13 protein-coding genes and 2 tRNA genes are annotated in these 15158 nt (G+C 74.2%); 9 read left to right on the plus strand and 6 right to left on the minus strand.

The genetic code is table 11. The features are described from left to right. Positions 1 to 12: 12 nt before the first annotated feature. From ACH4SL_RS12220 to ACH4SL_RS12230, 3 genes are all read left to right on the plus strand, one after another. A complete protein-coding gene (locus tag ACH4SL_RS12220) occupies positions 13 to 474 on the plus strand; it encodes a molybdenum cofactor biosynthesis protein MoaE (RefSeq protein ID WP_398444199.1) in 462 nt (153 codons plus the stop codon). 160 nt (positions 475 to 634) lie between these two features. Then, positions 635 to 844: a hypothetical protein gene (locus ACH4SL_RS12225; protein WP_398444201.1), complete on the plus strand. Its 210-nt coding sequence runs from the start codon at positions 635 to 637 to the stop codon at positions 842 to 844. Between the two features lie 70 nt (positions 845 to 914). Then, a complete protein-coding gene (locus ACH4SL_RS12230; protein WP_398444203.1) occupies positions 915 to 2000 on the plus strand; it encodes a PDZ domain-containing protein in 1086 nt (361 codons plus the stop codon). 12 nt (positions 2001 to 2012) lie between these two features. On the opposite strand, the gene ACH4SL_RS12235 is transcribed toward ACH4SL_RS12230, so the two are convergent. After that, positions 2013 to 2576: a PPA1309 family protein gene (locus tag ACH4SL_RS12235; RefSeq protein ID WP_398444206.1), complete on the minus strand. Its 564-nt coding sequence runs from the start codon at positions 2574 to 2576 to the stop codon at positions 2013 to 2015. A gap of 132 nt (positions 2577 to 2708) precedes the next feature. Between ACH4SL_RS12235 and ACH4SL_RS12240 the strand changes: the two genes are divergently transcribed. From ACH4SL_RS12240 to ACH4SL_RS12260, 5 genes are all read left to right on the plus strand, one after another. After that, positions 2709 to 5633 carry a UPF0182 family protein gene (locus ACH4SL_RS12240; RefSeq protein ID WP_398444208.1) on the plus strand — a complete coding sequence of 975 codons (2925 nt, stop codon included), beginning with the start codon at positions 2709 to 2711 and terminating at the stop codon, positions 5631 to 5633. A gap of 41 nt (positions 5634 to 5674) precedes the next feature. Next, positions 5675 to 5751, plus strand: a tRNA-Met gene (locus tag ACH4SL_RS12245). Positions 5752 to 6128: 377 nt separating this feature from the next. Beyond that, positions 6129 to 8096: a tetratricopeptide repeat protein gene (locus tag ACH4SL_RS12250; RefSeq protein WP_398444210.1), complete on the plus strand. Its 1968-nt coding sequence runs from the start codon at positions 6129 to 6131 to the stop codon at positions 8094 to 8096. A gap of 126 nt (positions 8097 to 8222) precedes the next feature. Next, positions 8223 to 8299, plus strand: a tRNA-Met gene (locus tag ACH4SL_RS12255). A gap of 144 nt (positions 8300 to 8443) precedes the next feature. Continuing rightward, the gene (locus tag ACH4SL_RS12260; RefSeq protein WP_398444212.1) at positions 8444 to 9727 is read left to right on the plus strand and encodes a hypothetical protein; all 1284 of its coding nucleotides are present in this window, start codon (positions 8444 to 8446) and stop codon (positions 9725 to 9727) included. Between the two features lie 199 nt (positions 9728 to 9926). On the opposite strand, the gene ACH4SL_RS12265 is transcribed toward ACH4SL_RS12260, so the two are convergent. Both ACH4SL_RS12265 and hisN read right to left on the minus strand, forming a co-directional pair. Then, positions 9927 to 10325: a cyclic nucleotide-binding/CBS domain-containing protein gene (locus tag ACH4SL_RS12265; RefSeq protein ID WP_398444214.1), complete on the minus strand. Its 399-nt coding sequence runs from the start codon at positions 10323 to 10325 to the stop codon at positions 9927 to 9929. 214 nt (positions 10326 to 10539) lie between these two features. Next, a complete protein-coding gene (gene hisN, locus ACH4SL_RS12270) occupies positions 10540 to 11340 on the minus strand; it encodes a histidinol-phosphatase (RefSeq protein ID WP_398444217.1) in 801 nt (266 codons plus the stop codon). A 161-nt stretch (positions 11341 to 11501) separates the two neighbouring features. On the opposite strand from hisN, the gene ACH4SL_RS12275 reads away from it, so the two are divergent. Next, positions 11502 to 12071, plus strand: coding sequence for a TetR family transcriptional regulator (locus tag ACH4SL_RS12275; protein WP_398444219.1), 570 nt, complete (start codon positions 11502 to 11504; stop codon positions 12069 to 12071). Positions 12072 to 12086: 15 nt separating this feature from the next. Here the strand turns inward: ACH4SL_RS12275 and ACH4SL_RS12280 are convergent, their stop codons facing one another. The 3 genes from ACH4SL_RS12280 to aroA form a co-directional block, all read right to left on the minus strand. Beyond that, a complete protein-coding gene (locus ACH4SL_RS12280; RefSeq protein ID WP_398444222.1) occupies positions 12087 to 12410 on the minus strand; it encodes a DMT family transporter in 324 nt (107 codons plus the stop codon). A 159-nt stretch (positions 12411 to 12569) separates the two neighbouring features. Beyond that, the gene (rsgA, locus tag ACH4SL_RS12285; RefSeq protein WP_398444224.1) at positions 12570 to 13586 is read right to left on the minus strand and encodes a ribosome small subunit-dependent GTPase A; all 1017 of its coding nucleotides are present in this window, start codon (positions 13584 to 13586) and stop codon (positions 12570 to 12572) included. Between the two features lie 4 nt (positions 13587 to 13590). Continuing rightward, positions 13591 to 15012 carry a 3-phosphoshikimate 1-carboxyvinyltransferase gene (gene aroA, locus ACH4SL_RS12290; RefSeq protein WP_398444226.1) on the minus strand — a complete coding sequence of 474 codons (1422 nt, stop codon included), beginning with the start codon at positions 15010 to 15012 and terminating at the stop codon, positions 13591 to 13593. Between the last annotated feature and the right edge of the window lie 146 nt (positions 15013 to 15158).

The following is a 15158-nucleotide window of genomic DNA, read 5'->3' on the forward strand; positions in this document are numbered from 1 at the left end:
GGATGAGGGAGCATGGCCCTTATGACACCCACCGCCCCCACCGACCCCGCCGGGCCGATCCGGCTGCTGGCCGTCCGCGACACCCCGCTGTCGGTGGACGAGGTCTTCGCGGCGGTCGGCGACGACGCGGCGGGCGGCACGACCCTCTTCGTCGGTACGGTGCGCGACCACGACGGCGGCTCCCGCGCGGCCGTGACGGGCCTGACGTACACCGCGCACCCCGGCGCGCAGGACGCGCTGCGCCAGGTCGCGGAGAAGGTCGCGGCGGATTTCCCCGTCACGGCGCTGGCCGCCGTCCACCGGGTGGGCGAGCTGCGGGTCGGCGACCTCGCGGTGATCGTGGCGGTGTCCTGCCCGCACCGCGGCGAGGCGTTCGCGGCCAGCCGCCGGCTCATCGACGACCTCAAGAGCCAGGTGCCCATCTGGAAGCAGCAGACCTTCGCCGACGGCACCGAGGAGTGGGTCGGCGTCTGACCCGCCGCCCCCGCCCGTCCGGCGCCGCGGGCGGTCCGCTGCCAGGGGGAATTCGGGTTGCGTAACCCCGCGCCCCGGCCGAGCGTTGACCTGGTGGGTCGTTAATCTGCTCATAGGTCGGTTATGACGCTTTCGTCATGCGTCGGGTCGGGAGTTCGCCGTGGCGGCACTTGCGTGGTTGGTCATCCCCCTGTTCGGTGTGCTGGTCGCCGTGGTCTGGGCGCGCTGGGCGGCCCGCGGCCGTACCCACGCGGACGGCGCGTCGCTGGCGGGGTACGAGCGTTTCCGTACGGCGATGCAGCCCGGCGAGCTGCCGCCGCTGACGCTCGGCAAGGGCGACACGGACGAGACCGACGCCGAGCCCGTCTGAGGCCCGCGCGGCGACCCTTCCGGGCTCACCCGGGGGGCCGGACCGCGCACCGGTCACGTACTGTCGTTCCATGCCCAGTCGTACCGCGACGCTGATCACCTCGACACTGACGCTGATAGCGCTGCTCGGCGTCGCGCTGCTCGTCCCGACGCCCTACTCGGAGATGTCGCCCGGCCCCACGGTGAACACCCTGGGGACCTACGGCGGCGACACCGTGATCCAGATCTCGGGGCGCAAGACCTACCCCGCGGACGGGCATCTGAACATGACCACCGTCCGGGTCACCGGCGCCGACTACCACATGAACCTGGTCGAGTCGGTCTTCGGCTGGCTGCGGCACGACGACAAGGTCGTCGAGCACGACACGCTCTACCCCAAGGGTCAGACAGCCGAGCAGGCCGACCAGCAGAACGCCGAGGAATTCACGCAGTCGCAGGACAGCGCCAAGGTGGCGGCGCTGAAGGAACTGAACATCCCCGTGCCGTCCCGGGTGGTCGTGGCCGCGGTGGTCAGCGGCGGCGCCTCGCAGGGCGTGCTGCACGCCGGTGACGTGATCAAGGCCGTCGACGGCACCGAGGTCAAGCAGCCGGACGACGTCGCGACGCTGGTCACCAAGCACAAGCCGGGCGAGCCGGTGGTCTTCACGGTCGTCCCCGCGGCGCAGGCCAAGGGCAAGTCGGTGGACGACGTCCCGGGCAAGAAGATCACGGTCACCACCCGGAAGTCCGCCGACACCGGGCCGAGCCGCGCCGTGGTGGGCATCCAGGCCGGGGTCGAACACCTCTTCCCGTTCAGCATCGACATCAAGCTCGCGGACGTCGGCGGCCCGAGCGCGGGGACGATGTTCGCGCTGGGCATCATCGACAAGCTGACCCCGGGCAACATGACCGGCGGCCACTTCGTCGCGGGCACGGGCACGATCGACGACAACGGCACCGTCGGGCCGATCGGCGGCATCAGCCTCAAGACCATCGGCGCCCGCAACAAGGGCGCCCAGTACTTCCTGACGCCCGCGGACAACTGCGGCGAGGCCGCCAAGGACGTCCCCGGCGGCCTCACCCTGGTCAAGATCACAACCCTGGACGACGCGGTGAAGGCGCTGGCGGACATCAAGTCCGGCAACACCAAGGCCCTGCCCAGCTGCACGAAGAGCTGACGGGCCCCGGGGCTACGCCTCGAACGTCGCCGACAGGGCGTCCGCGAGCCCCGGCACCAGGCCGCCGCCGGTCAGCACCTCGGACGGGGTGTCCTTCGACCGCAGCCGCACCGCCGACTCCCGCGCGCCGCCGCGCAGCACCGCGACCGTCATCCGCACCTCCTGCCGCTCGGGGTGCGCGGCCACCCAGGCGGCCAGTGACGCGTCGTCCATGCCCTTCGGGATCGCCGCCTCGGCGGTCGGCGGGAGCATCAGCCGCTCCACGGTCAGGGCGCAGCCGCTGATCACGTCGGGCCAGGCGATGGTAGCCAGGAATTCGTCGAGCGGCGCGCCCTCCGGCAGTTCGTCCTGCTCGATCGGGGTGAGCGCCCCCGCGGCGGTCGCCTCCTGGTCGGCCAGCCCGAGCTGCGCGGCGAGCGCGGGCTCCTGGGCCTTCAGCTCGGCGGTGTCGACGAGGGCGAACAGCCGGGCGGGCTGGTCCCAGCCGAGGCCCGAGGCGTAGTCGTCGATCTCCAGGACGGCACGGGTCAGCGGGTTCGCCGCGAGCGGCGTTCCTTCGGTCGCGTTGTTGGACATGGTGCGTATCCTCCCCCTTCCCCTGCCGGAATCGGGAACCGGCCAAAGCGTGGTGAAGTTGCATGTGTGGGAGTCCGACCCGGGACCAGCGGACAAAAGCCGACATTCGCCACTATTCGAGGTGCACGACCCTTGGTATTCCAGATGCCCGACCGCGGCGGCGCGGGGGCCGCAGGGCACAGCCGGAGCCCCGGGCGCCATTCCCGCGCGGCCGTCGTGCTCATCGTCGTCCTCGGCGTCCTCGCCGTGCTGATGACCGGGCTCGTCACCTTCTCGGGCCTGTGGACCGACCTGCTCTGGTACCGCTCGGTGCACTACTCCTCGGTCTTCTCCACCATGACCCGCACCAAGGCCGCGCTCTTCGCCGGCTTCGGCCTGCTGATGGCCCTCGGCGTCGGCCTGAACATGTACCTCGCCTACCGGCTGCGCCCGCCGCTGAGCGCCATGTCCAGCGAGGAGCAGAGCCTGGACCGCTACCGGATGGGCCTGGCGCCCTACCGGATGTGGGTGCTCGCCGGGATCTGCGGGGCGCTCGGGATCATCGCCGGCAGCGCGGCGGCCACCCAGTGGCGCTCCTGGCTGCTGATGACGCACTCGACGCCCTTCCACACCAAGGACCCGCAGTTCCACAAGGACCTGTCGTTCTACATCTTCCAGCTGCCCTGCTACCGCTTCCTCGTCGGCTTCGGCTTCGCGCTCGTGGTCCTGTCCCTGCTCGCCGCCGCGATGGTGCACTACCTCTACGGCGGGGTGCGCTTCACCTCGCCCGGCGCGCGCGTCACCGGGGCCGCCACCGCGCACCTGGCGGTCCTGCTCGGCCTGTTCGTGTCCCTCAAGGCCGCCGCCTACTGGCTGGACCGCTACGCCCTGGCCGTGCGTTCCGGCGGCCACCGCGCCGCCCGCGGCTGGACGGGCCTGCGGTACGTCGACGCCAACGCGTACCTGCCGGCCAAGACGATCCTGTGCTTCATCGCCGTGATCTGCGCGCTGCTCTTCTTCGCCACCGCGTGGCGGCGGACCTGGACGCTGCCGGCCGTCGGCTTCGGCCTGATGGTGCTCTCCGCGATCCTGATCGGCGGGCTCTACCCGGCCGTCATGCAGAAATTCCAGGTCCTGCCGCACGAGTCCGCCAAGGAGGCGCCGTACGTCCAGAAGAACCTGGACGCGACCCGGGCCGCGTACGGCCTGGCGGACACCCAGGTCACGCAGTATCCCGGCGCGGACACCACCGCCTCGGCGGCCCCCGCCGCCGACGGCAGCCTGCGCAAGGAGGCCGGCGACGCGGCGAGCCCCACGGTGCTGGACCCCAAGGTCGTCTCGCCCGCCTTCCAGAAGCTCCAGCGCGGCAGCTCCGCCTACGAATTCCCCTCCACCCTGGACGTCGACCACTACCAGGACGGCGGCACGGCCAAGGACACGGTCGTCGGCGTGCGCGAGCTCAACAGCGACGGCATACCGCACGGCGACTGGACCGACGACCACCTCGTCTACACCCACGGGTACGGCGTCGTCATCGCCGACGGCAGTACGACCAGCAGCGACGGCACCCCGCTCTTCGGCGGCCAGGATCCCGGCACAGCCGGCCCGTCCGCCGGCTACCAGCAGCGGATCTACTTCGGCGAGCAGACCCGGCAGTACGCCATCGTCGGCGGCGGCACCCCGGAGATGGACTACGCGGACGGCACCAAGGGCGGCGGGACGACCACCACCTACCAGGGCAAGGGCGGGGTCAGCCTGAGCAACCCGCTGACGCGCGCCGCGTACGCGATAAGCCTCGGCGAGCCGCGGATCCTCTCCTCCGACGCCGTCGGCAAAGGCTCGAAGATCCTCTACAACCGCACCCCCAAGGAACGGGTCGCGGCGGTCGCGCCCTGGCTGACGATCGACGGCGACCCCTACCCCACGGTGGTCGGCGGCAAGGTGCTGTGGGTCGTGGACGGCTACACCACGAGCGACGACTACCCCTACGCCAGCCGCACCTACCTCGGCGACGCGACGGCCGACTCGCTCACCGACAGCCGCCGCCAGGTCCTCACCGGCCAGAACGAGGTCAACTACATCCGCAACTCGGTCAAGGCCACCGTCGACGCCTACGACGGCACGGTCACCCTCTACCAGTGGGACGAGCAGGACCCGGTGCTCAAGACCTGGATGAAGGCCTTCCCGCACACCGTCGAGCCCAAGGCCGACATCCCCGCCGGGCTGCTGCCCCACCTGCGCTACCCGCAGGACCTGTTCAAGGTGCAGCGCCAGATGCTCACGACCTACCACGTCACCAAGGCGGCCGACTTCGGCGCGCCCGGCCAGGTGTGGGACGTGCCGGACGACCCGGCGGCCAAGGCCGGCAAGGCGGTGCCGCCGTACTACCTGGATCTGCGGATGCCCGAGAGCCAGACCGCCAAGACGTACTCGCTCACCAGTACCTTCACCCCCGCCAAGGGGGAGAGCATGAGCGCCTTCATGGCCGTCGACGCCGATCCGACCAGCCGCGACTACGGCACGATCCGGCTGCTGCGGATATCCGCCGGCGCGGACGCGGACGGCCCGGCGGCCGTCCAGTCGGCGATCGACGCGGCCGGCCGCTCCGCCCCGGCCGCCGACCAGCTGGCGAGCCTCGGCGCGAACGCCACGGTCGTCCACGGCAATCTGCTGACCATCCCGCTGGACCGCGGGCTGCTCTACGTCGAGCCGGTCTACGCGCGCGCGCCCAAGGCGGACTACCCGCAGCTGGTGAGCGTGGCCGCGGTCTACGGCGACCGCACCAGCTACCGGCCGACGCTCGACCAGGCCCTCGACGACCTCCTCGGACCCGCCGCGGCCAAGGACGCCGCCCCGCCCGGGGCGGACCCCGACGCCACCCTCGACAAGGCGCTGGACGACGCGCAGCACGCCTACGCCGACCGGCAGGCCGCCGAGCGCAAGGGTGACCGGGCCGCCTACGACGCCGCCCAGCGGCGGCTGGACGCGGCGCTGGAGACCGCGCGTACCGCGGAGGAGGCCACGCCGACCCCGCGGGCCCCCACGGCGACCCCGCAGGTCCCCGCAGGGAAAGACTGAACGGGTGAGGCCCGCTCCGTGATACGGTGAGCACACAACGACGCGGGGTGGAGCAGCTCGGTAGCTCGCTGGGCTCATAACCCAGAGGTCGCAGGTTCAAATCCTGTCCCCGCTACCAATCGAGACCCCCTCCGGCTTCCGGCCGGAGGGGGTTTTGTGCGTTACCCGGCAGCTCACGGGCCCGTCAACGCCGGAGGTACGCCCCGGGCCCACGCCGGGTGGGCACGGAGGGTGAACGCCCGTCACGCGGAGGTGGGGTGCTCTGCTAGATTGCCGGGAGGCGATCGACGCGGGGCGGAGTGGCCGGGTCGCGGCCTGCCCCCGCTACGACATGAAGTAGGCCCGAAGTCAAGCGACTTCGGGCCTCTTCGCTTGTTCTGATGAATCCAGGGAAGGAGTGTTTGATCTGACGTCATGTCGGGAAGTCGACAAAACGCTGTAGAGACCGGCGGGTTGGGGTATACCAGGTGTACGCCGTTAGCGGGTGGTGCGACGATGGAACTCATGGGGGATGGTGCAGGACTGCTGAACACTCGTCAGAACCGTGGTCGCCACGGTCCGGCGGGCGAGCCCGTGCTGCCCGCCGCCACTGACCCGTCCGCCCCGGAGGCCCCGGCCCCGGGAGCGCCCGCCGCCGTGCCCGCCGGCCCGGCCGCCCCGGAATCCGCCGAGGGCTCCGTGGAGAGCCCCGCCGCCCTGCTCCCCGCTCCCCGCATCCCCGTGCTGCCCGGCGCGGCGGACGACGACGGCACGCCCTTCGAGCTGCCCGACGAGGACACCCTCGCGCTGCGCGAGGAAGCCGAGATAGAGGCCCGCCACCGGCGCGCCGCCGAGCACGGCGACCCCGGCGCCATGAGCGCGCTCGGCACCCTGCTGCTGCGCCGCGGCGACCTCGACGGCGCGGAGCCGTACCTGCGCGCCGCCGTCCAGCACGGCGACCGCGCCGCCGCCAACAACCTCGGCCTGCTGCTGCACCAGCGCGGCCGCGCCGACGAGGCCGCCGGGTGGTGGCGTATCGCCGCCGTCGCCGGCTCCGCCGCGGCCGCGCACGCCCTCGGGCGGCACTACCGCGAGCGCGGCGACGAGCCCGGCGCCGAATACTGGCTGCGCCAGGCCGCCGAGTCCGGCCATGTGCTGGGCGCCTACGCGCTCGCCGACCTGCTCGACCACCGCCGGGACAGCGCCGCCGAACGGTGGTTCCGGGTCGCCGCCGAGCACGGCCACCGCGAGGCCGCCTACCGGCTCGCGCGCTTCTGCGCCGGCCGCGGCGAGAGCCACGAGGCGGAGCAGTGGTTCCGGCAGGCCGCCGCCCGCCGGCACCGCCGCGCCGCCCTGCGGCTCGGCGGTCTGCTGGAGGAGCGCGGCGAGACCAAGGAGGCTGCGCACTGGTACCTGACCGCCGCGCGCGACGGCGAGGCCAAGGCCGCGTGCGCCCTCGGCTTCCTGCTGCGCGACTCCGGCGACCTCGACCAGGCCGCCACCTGGTGGCGCCGCGCCGCCCAGGCGGGCGACGGCAACGCCGCCAACGCGCTCGGCGCCCTGCACGCCCAGGAGGGCGAGCCGCAGACCGCCGAGCGGTGGTACCGCGCCGCGCTGGAGGCCGGCGACATCAACGGGGCCTACAACCTCGGCCTGCTCTGCGCCGGCCAGGGCCGCGCCCCGCAGGCCGAGCAGTGGTACCGCAAGGCCGCCTACGCCGGGCACCGCGAGGCCGCCAACGCGCTCGCCGTCCTGCTGCTCCAGCACGGCGACGCCGACGGGGCCGAACCGTGGTTCTCCAAGGCCGCGGAAGCCGGCAGCATCGACGCCGCCTTCAACCTCGGCATCCTCTTCGCCGGGCGCGACGAGCCCGCCGCCGCGCGGGTCTGGTACGACCGCGCCGCCGCGGCCGGGCACGCCGGAGCCGCGCTCCAGGTGGCCATCGCCCTCCAGCACGAGGGCGACCACCACGGCGCCGAACGCCACCTGCGGTGCGCCGCGGGCGGCGGCAGCCCCGACGCGGCCTTCCGCCTCGGTGCGCTGCTCGACGCCCGCGCCCGCGAGTTCGAGGGCGCGGAGGCCTTCGGCGACGAGGCCGCGGAGTGGTACGAGCGCGCGGCGCGGCAAGGGCACAGCCGCGCGCAGGTGCGGCTCGGCATGACCGCCGCGCAGTGCGGCGACATCGAGCTGGCCGCGCACTGGTACCGCCTGGCGGCGGAGGCCGGGTCGCGCAACGGCGCCTTCAACCTCGGCCTGCTGCTGGCCCGCGAGGGCAGCGAGCCGGAGGCCGCGCTCTGGTGGACCCGCGCCGCCGACGCGGGCCACGGCCGCGCGGCCCTGCGCCTCGCCCTCCTATCCGCCCGGCACGGCCGCCTCGCCGACGCGCAGACCTGGTGCGCCCGCGCGGTGGCCCTGGGCCCGGCGGCAGTCGCCGAGCGCGCGACCCGCCTGACGGCAGTCCTGACGAGCGAGCTCACCGCTTAGCCCGCGGGGCGCCCCCACGCGCTCCTGGGGCGCCCCACCGCGCAGGCGCGGCCTCCTCCGGCGTCCCCTTCCCGGGAAGGGATTTGCGCTGATCAAATGGCGTGGGCTAAGGTAAAGACACAACGACGCGGGGTGGAGCAGCTCGGTAGCTCGCTGGGCTCATAACCCAGAGGTCGCAGGTTCAAATCCTGTCCCCGCTACCACGGACGAAGGCCCGGAGGCATCTGCCTCCGGGCCTTCGTTTTTTGTTCTGGTTCGGGCAAAGTCCGGGCATATCAGGTGGAGGCGGGCACCCCGGAAGGGAATGCTGAAGAGAGGATGAACTGACGGATCCTCAGGAGGCGCGCGTGTGGCGGTGGCTGCGGAGTCGGGAGGGGCGGGGCCGGGGGGCGGCGGCCGCCGAGGCGGGCGCACGCTGGGCCCTGTGGTGCGAGGCGGCGGAATCCGGGGGGCCCGCGGACGCGGACGCGCTGCTCCGCCGCCTGCTCGCGCTGCCCGCCCAGGGCGAACCGTACGAGCGCGACGCCGCCCTCGCCGCGCTGAGCGCGGCCCCGCCCCGGCTGCTGCTCCGGCTCGACCGCGCCGCCCGCCGCACGGGCACCCCGCAGGCCGCGGGCGGTGACGTACTCGGGCTGCTCCTGCGGTCGTTCGCGCCCGACGGGCGGGTGCGGGAGGCCGCCGTCACGGCCCTGGCCGCCCGTGGCGGGCCCGCGGCCGCCGCGGGCCTGGCACTGCGCAGCGCCGACTGGGTCGAGCCCGTCAGGGCCCGCGCGACGGCCGCGCTGCTCGCCCGCAGCGCCCCCGACGAGGTGGCCGCCGCCGTACGCGTCCTGCTGCGGCTCGCGGGCCGCCGGCGTACGGGCGCCCTGCTCACCGACTACCGCGGGCTGCTGTGCCGCCCCCCGTACCGCCGCGCCCTGCACGCGCTCGCCGTCGACCAGGACGGGCCCGCCCGCCGCTTCGGTCTCGCGCTCGCCCTGGAGGTGGGCGAGTACGCCTGCGGCGAGCTGCTCAGCACCGCGCTGCACGACCACGACCAGGAGTGCCGCACGCTGTGCGCGCAGCGGCTGCTCGACCTCGACCCCGGCCAGGCGGCCCGCCTCCTCCAGGCCCGGGACGCTGCGGTCCGCGAGATAGCGGTCGCCGCGCTGCCCCTGGACGTGCCCGCGACCCGGCTGGTCGCCCCGCTGGCGGACCGCGCGCGCACGGTGCGGGCGACGGCCCGCTGGATGCTGTACGGGCGCGGGGAGCCGCCCTCCGCGGTCTACCGGCGGCAGATCGCCCGCGCGGGCCGTACGACGCCCGCGCGCCATCTCGCCGGCCTCGCCGCCGGGCTCGGGGAGTGCGGCGACGCGGGTGACGTGCCGGTGCTGATGCGGCTCCTGGACCGGCGGCGGCCCGCGCCCGCCGCGGTGCGGCGCGCCGCGGTCCACGCGGTGGGGCGGCTCGCGCCGCGGGCCGAACTCGTCTCCCTCCTCGGACCGTTGGCCCGCGACTCCGACCCCGGGGTCGCCCGGGAGGTCTTCACCGCGTTCGCCGCGCGGGCGGCGGGCGGGATCCCGCCCGAGATCCGTTGGCTCGGCTCCGTCCGCCCCGAACCCGCCGTCCGCCGCGCCGCCGCCCGCCTCTGAGCACGCCCCTGCGCGGGGCGGCAAGCGTTTTAGGGCGCGACTGCGCCGCCGGGCGAGCGGTTCTGGGGGCGCGGGGAACTGCGCGAGCAACCCACCACCGGCCGGTGGTCCGGAACGAACCGAACTGCCCCTCCGGGCCGGTGACTACCCGCGCCACGGATGTGGCTGAGCGCGCAGTTCCCCGCGCCCCTACGGGGGCTTATGCGTTCACGGGCGAGCCGGCGGCAGCCCATACGCGGAGGATGTCGCGGACGGAGACGACGCCCACGGGCGCGGGCCCGTCGAGGACGATGAGGTGGCGGAATCCGCCGCGGACCATCGCGGCGGCCGCCTCCTCCAGCGTCCACTGCGGGCCGGCGAAGACGACGTCGGTCGTCGTGTGGGCGTGGGCGCGCTCCTCGTCGGGGCTCATGCCCGCACCGACCGCGTCGAGGACGTCGCGCTCGGTGAGGATGCCGAGCCCGCAGGCGTCGTTGTCGGCGTCGAGGACGATGGCCGCGCCGACCCGGCGGGCGGACATCAACTGGGCGGCCTGGCGGAGCGTGTGTGCGGGGCCGATGGTGAGAACCACCGTGCTCATCGCGTCGCGGACCAGCATGGGCAGGGCACCTCCTGGCTGTGCGGTGTGCGGTGTGCATGCGCGCCGGACCGGATGCGCTCCTGTGGAAAGCCCGTGAAAGCATTCACAAATTCACAAGCGGCGGCACTTTCATGGTCACACGCAGCACCGGCGGACGGAAGGGGGCGCGCGCGGCCCGCGGCCCGCGCGCGGAGGTGCCCTCCCGGCGCGGGCCCGCGCCTTCGCGCCCGGGTCAGGAGTCGCCCAGGTAGCCCAGCAGCTCGTCGTGCAGCAGCCCGTTGGAGGCCGCCGCGTTGCCGCCGAAGGGGCCCTGCGTACCGGCCAGGGACGTGAAGCTGCCGCCGGCCTCGCGCACGATCACGTCGTTGGCCGCCATGTCCCACAGGCTCAGCTCGGGTTCCGCGCAGATGTCGACGGAGCCCTCGGCCACCATCATGTAGGGCCAGAAGTCGCCGTAGCCGCGGGTGCGCCAGCAGTTGCGGGACAGGTGCAGGAAGTTGTCGAGGCGGCCCAGCTCCTCCCAGCCGGTGAGCGAGGAGTACGCGAAGGACGCGTCCTCCAGGCGGTTCACCTTCGAGACGCGGATGCGGGTCGCGGAGGTCAGGCTGCGCCCGGTGTACGCGCCGCTGCCCGCGGCGGCCCACCAGCGGCGGCCGAGCGCCGGGGCGGAGACCAGGCCGACGACGCCCTCGTCGCCCCCCTCGCCGCGCACCACGAGCGCGATCAGCGTCGCCCACACGGGCACCCCGCGCACGTAGTTCTTGGTGCCGTCGATGGGGTCGACGATCCAGCGGCGCGGGCCCCCGCCGTCGGTGACGCCGTACTCCTCGCCGAGCACCGCGTCGCGCGGACGGGCGCGGGCGAGCTGCCCGCGGATCAGCTCCTCGGCCTCCTTGTCGGCCTCGCTGACCGGCGTCAGGTCCGGCTTGGTCTCGACCTTGAGGTCGAGTGCCCGGAAGCGGGCCATGGTCGCGGCGTCGGCGGCGTCGGCCAGCACATGGGCGAGCCGCAGGTCGTCGGTGTAGTCGGGCATGTGCCGAACAGTAGCGCGGCGGGGTGTGCGGCCGGTCGCCGCTGCGCCGTGCCGCGGGGCCTTGACAGGCCCTGGCGGTGCGTCAATTCTCCCCGTACGGCCTGTCCGTCCGACCCGCCGCCCCCACCGTGGCGGCCCGGAGGCACCGCCTGGAGGCGCCGATGCCTACCGCGCGAGACACACTCATGGACGCTGCCTTCGCCGCGCTCGGCGAACGGCCCTGGGAGGCGGTGCGCATGACCGAGGTCGCGGCCGCGGCCGGGGTGTCCCGGCAGACCCTCTACAACGAGTTCAGCAGCAAGGACGGCCTGGCCAGGGCGCTCGCCCGGCGGGAGGCCGAGGAATTCCTCGCGGGTCTGGACAGCACGCTGGCCGGGGCGCGCTGCGCGGGCGGCGACGCGGGGGAGTGCTTCGCGGCCGCCGCGCGCTGGACGCTGCGCAGCGCCCGCCGCAGCCCGCTGCTGCATGCCGCGCTGACCGGGCCGGGCCGGAGCGGCGTCCCCGTCCCGGGCGCGGGGCTGGTGGCCGCGCTGCACGCCCGTACGGTCGCCGTCCTGGTCGACGGCTGCCCGCGGCTGCTCCCGGAGGACGTCGGCTGGGCGTGCGAGGCGGCGCTGCGGCTCACGCTGTCGTACGTGATCGCGCCGGCCGCGGACGACGAGGAGTCGTGCCTGCGGATCGGCCAGCTGATCCGCGGCCTGCTCGACCCGCCCGCGCGGGGCGGGAGGTGACCGGGCGCGGCGGGGTCAGTGCGAGGTGCTGGAGATCTGCAGGCCGATGACGCCGACGATGACCAGCGAGATCGAGACGAGTTTGAGCGAGGAGACCAGGTCGCCGAGGAAGGCCATGCCGTAGATGGCGGTGCCCGCGGCGCCGATGCCGGTCCACACCGCGTAGGCGGGGCCGACGTCCAGCTTCTTCAGCGACAGCGTCAGCAGCCCGAAGGAACCGAGCGCGAACGCGGCGAAGGCGATGGTCGGCCACAGCCTGGTGAAGCCGTGGGACAGCTTCAGGCAGACCGCGAAGCCGGTCTCCATGAGACCCGCGACCACCACCAGGAGCCAGGCCATCCGGCGCCTCCGTTTCGGCTCGTTCGTCGGCTCGTGCACCGCGCGCGGCACACATCCCGTCCGCCCGCGCACGCCTGCTGCTGCCGCTCGTCACACACGCGCGCTGCTGATCATCACACAGCGCGGCCGCGAGTGGAGCGGACTGCCAAACCGTACCGGTCAGTCGCCCTCGCGCCGCTCCCGGGTGGCCAGCAGCCGGCGCAGCGAGTCGAGCCGGGCCGGTTCGGCGTGGCCGGCGGCGACCCAGGCGTCCAGCGCGCAGTCCTTCTCGTCGTGCGAGCAGCCGCGCGGGCAGTCCGCGGTGCCGGGCTCCAGGTCCGGGAAGGCGCCGATGACGCGCGAGGGGTCGATGTGGTGCAGTCCGAAGGAGCGCACGCCGGGTGTGTCGATCACCCATCCGGCCGAGCCCTCGGGCCCCTCGCCGGGCAGCGGAAGCGCGAGCGCGGAGGTGGTGGTGTGCCGGCCGCGGCCGGTCACCGCGTTGACGTGGCCGGTCGTGCGCTGCCGCTCCACCAGCGCGTTGACCAGCGTGGTCTTGCCGACGCCGCTGTGCCCGACGAAGGCGGTGACCCGCCCGGCCAGGCGCTCGCGCACCGCGTCCGCGCCGCCGGTCAGCAGGGTCTCGCGGCTGGTCACGACGTAGTCCAGGTCCAGCGCGCCGTACGTCTCCAGCAGCGGCCCGGCCGGGGCGAGGTCGGACTTGGTGAGCACCAGCAGCGGCCGCAGCCCGGCGTCGAAGGCGGCGACCAGGCAGCGGTCGATCATCCGCGGGCGCGGCTCGGGGTCGGCGAGCGCGGTGACGACGGCCAGCTGGTCGGCGTTGGCGACGACGACCCGCTCGTACGGGTCGTCGTCGTCCGCGGTGCGCCGCAGCACCGAGCGGCGCTCCTCGACCCGGACGATCCGGGCCAGCGTGTCCTTGGCGCCCGACAGGTCGCCGACGACCGCGACCCGGTCGCCGACCACCGCGGACTTGCGGCCCAGCTCGCGCGCCTTCATCGCGGTGATCTCGATGTCGCCGACGAGGACGGTGAGCCGGCCGCGGTCGACGGTGAGCACCATGCCCTCGGCGGCGTCCGCGTGCTGCGGGCGGATGCTCGTCCGCGGGCGGCTGCCCTTGCGGTTGGGACGGACCCTGATGTCGTCCTCGTCCGGGTTCTTGCCGTAGCGCCGCACCGTGTCAGCCCCGCCCCGTCGTACGGTCGCCGGCCGGGGGGCCGGGGTCCGCCGCGCTCTCGGCCTGCGCGGACGCGGCGCCGCCGGTCGCGTCGCCCTCGGCCACGTCGCCGCCGCCGAGCATCGCCGTCCACAGCTCGGGGAAATCCGGGAGCGTCTTGCCGGTCGTCGCCACGTTCTCCACCCGCACCCCGTCCACGGCCAGGCCCAGCACCGCCGCGGCGGTGGCCAGGCGGTGGTCGTCGTAGGTGCGGAAGTCGCCGCCGTGCAGCGGGCGGGGGCGGATGCGCAGGCCGTCGGGGGTCTCGTCGACGTCGCAGCCGAGCGCGCCCAGCTCCTTGGCGAGCGCCGCGAGCCGGTCGGTCTCGTGCAGCCGCAGGTGGGCGATGCCGGTCAGCTCCGACGCGTCCTCGGCGAGTGCCGCGACGGCCGCGATCACCGGGGTCAGCTCGCCGACCGCGCCGAGGTCGGTGGTGATGCCGCGGATCCGCCCGGTGCCGCGGAAGGTCAGGGCGCCGTCGCGCTGCTCGTACGCGCCCCCCATCCGGGTGAAGATCTCCCGCAGCGCGTCACCCGGCTGGGTGGTGCGGCGCGGCCAGCCCGGCACGGTGACCTTGCCGCCGGTCACGAGTGCGGCGGCGAGGAAGGGGGCGGCGTTGGACAGGTCGGGCTCCACGGTGAGGTCGCGGCCGAGCAGGGCGCCCGCGGTGACCCGCCAGACGTTGGGGGCGCCGCCGTCCTCGGGGGTGTCGACCCGGGCGCCGGCCTTGCGCAGCATGTCGACCGTCATCCGGATGTGCGGCACGGAGGGCAGCGTACGGCCGGTGTGCCGCACCTCCAGGCCCTTGTTGAAGCGCGGCCCGGACAGCAGCAGGGCGCTGACGAACTGCGACGAGGACGACGCGTCGACGTCCACGACGCCGCCGGTCAGCGATCCGGCCCCGTACACCGTCAGCGGGAGCGAGCCGCGGCCCTCGTCGTCTATCCGCGCGCCCAGGGCGCGCAGCGCGTCGATCACGCCGTGCAGGGGGCGCTCGTACGCGCGGGCGTCGCCCTCGAAGCGCACGGGGCCGTCGGCGAGCGCGGCGACGGGTGGCAGGAAGCGCATCACCGTCCCGGCGTTGCCGACGTCGACGGTGGCCGGGCCGTACAGCCCGGCGGGGATGATCCGCCAGGCCTCGCCGCCGTCGGGGTTGACGGTCTCGTCGATCTGGACGCCCATGGCGCGCAGCGCCTCCGCCATCAGGACGGTGTCCCGGCTGCGCAGCGGACGGCGCACCCATCCGGGTTCGGCGGAATGCGCGGCGAGCACCAGGGCGCGGTTGGTCACCGACTTCGATCCCGGCACCGTGACGGTCGCGTCAACGGCGCCCGGCGCGGTGGGGGCGGCCCACCAGAGGGGGGAATGCGCGGCGCTGTTGCTCATGAGGCCCAGCGTAGTGGCTCGGGTACGGGGAGATAAGCTGGCGAATCCGTCGAAACCTCCCGGAAACCTGAGGTCATACGGCGGCCATCAGGACCGGAAGGCCTGATTCCGCGATCGCGTACGGTCATCGCCGGTCATCCGCCGAT

Source organism: Streptomyces sp. NPDC021020, assembly GCF_044333285.1.
Taxonomy (GTDB): domain Bacteria; phylum Actinomycetota; class Actinomycetes; order Streptomycetales; family Streptomycetaceae; genus Actinacidiphila.

Coding starts and splice junctions, on each gene's coding strand:
- ACH4SL_RS12220 (WP_398444199.1), top strand. CDS start 13: ATGGCCCTTATGACACCCACCGCCCCCACCGACCCCGCCGGGCCGATC.
- ACH4SL_RS12230 (WP_398444203.1), top strand. CDS start 915: ATGCCCAGTCGTACCGCGACGCTGATCACCTCGACACTGACGCTGATA.
- ACH4SL_RS12235 (WP_398444206.1), bottom strand. CDS start 2,576: ATGTCCAACAACGCGACCGAAGGAACGCCGCTCGCGGCGAACCCGCTG.
- ACH4SL_RS12250 (WP_398444210.1), top strand. CDS start 6,129: ATGGAACTCATGGGGGATGGTGCAGGACTGCTGAACACTCGTCAGAAC.
- ACH4SL_RS12265 (WP_398444214.1), bottom strand. CDS start 10,325: ATGCTGGTCCGCGACGCGATGAGCACGGTGGTTCTCACCATCGGCCCC.
- hisN (WP_398444217.1), bottom strand. CDS start 11,340: ATGCCCGACTACACCGACGACCTGCGGCTCGCCCATGTGCTGGCCGAC.
- ACH4SL_RS12275 (WP_398444219.1), top strand. CDS start 11,502: ATGCCTACCGCGCGAGACACACTCATGGACGCTGCCTTCGCCGCGCTC.
- ACH4SL_RS12280 (WP_398444222.1), bottom strand. CDS start 12,410: ATGGCCTGGCTCCTGGTGGTGGTCGCGGGTCTCATGGAGACCGGCTTC.
- aroA (WP_398444226.1), bottom strand. CDS start 15,012: ATGAGCAACAGCGCCGCGCATTCCCCCCTCTGGTGGGCCGCCCCCACC.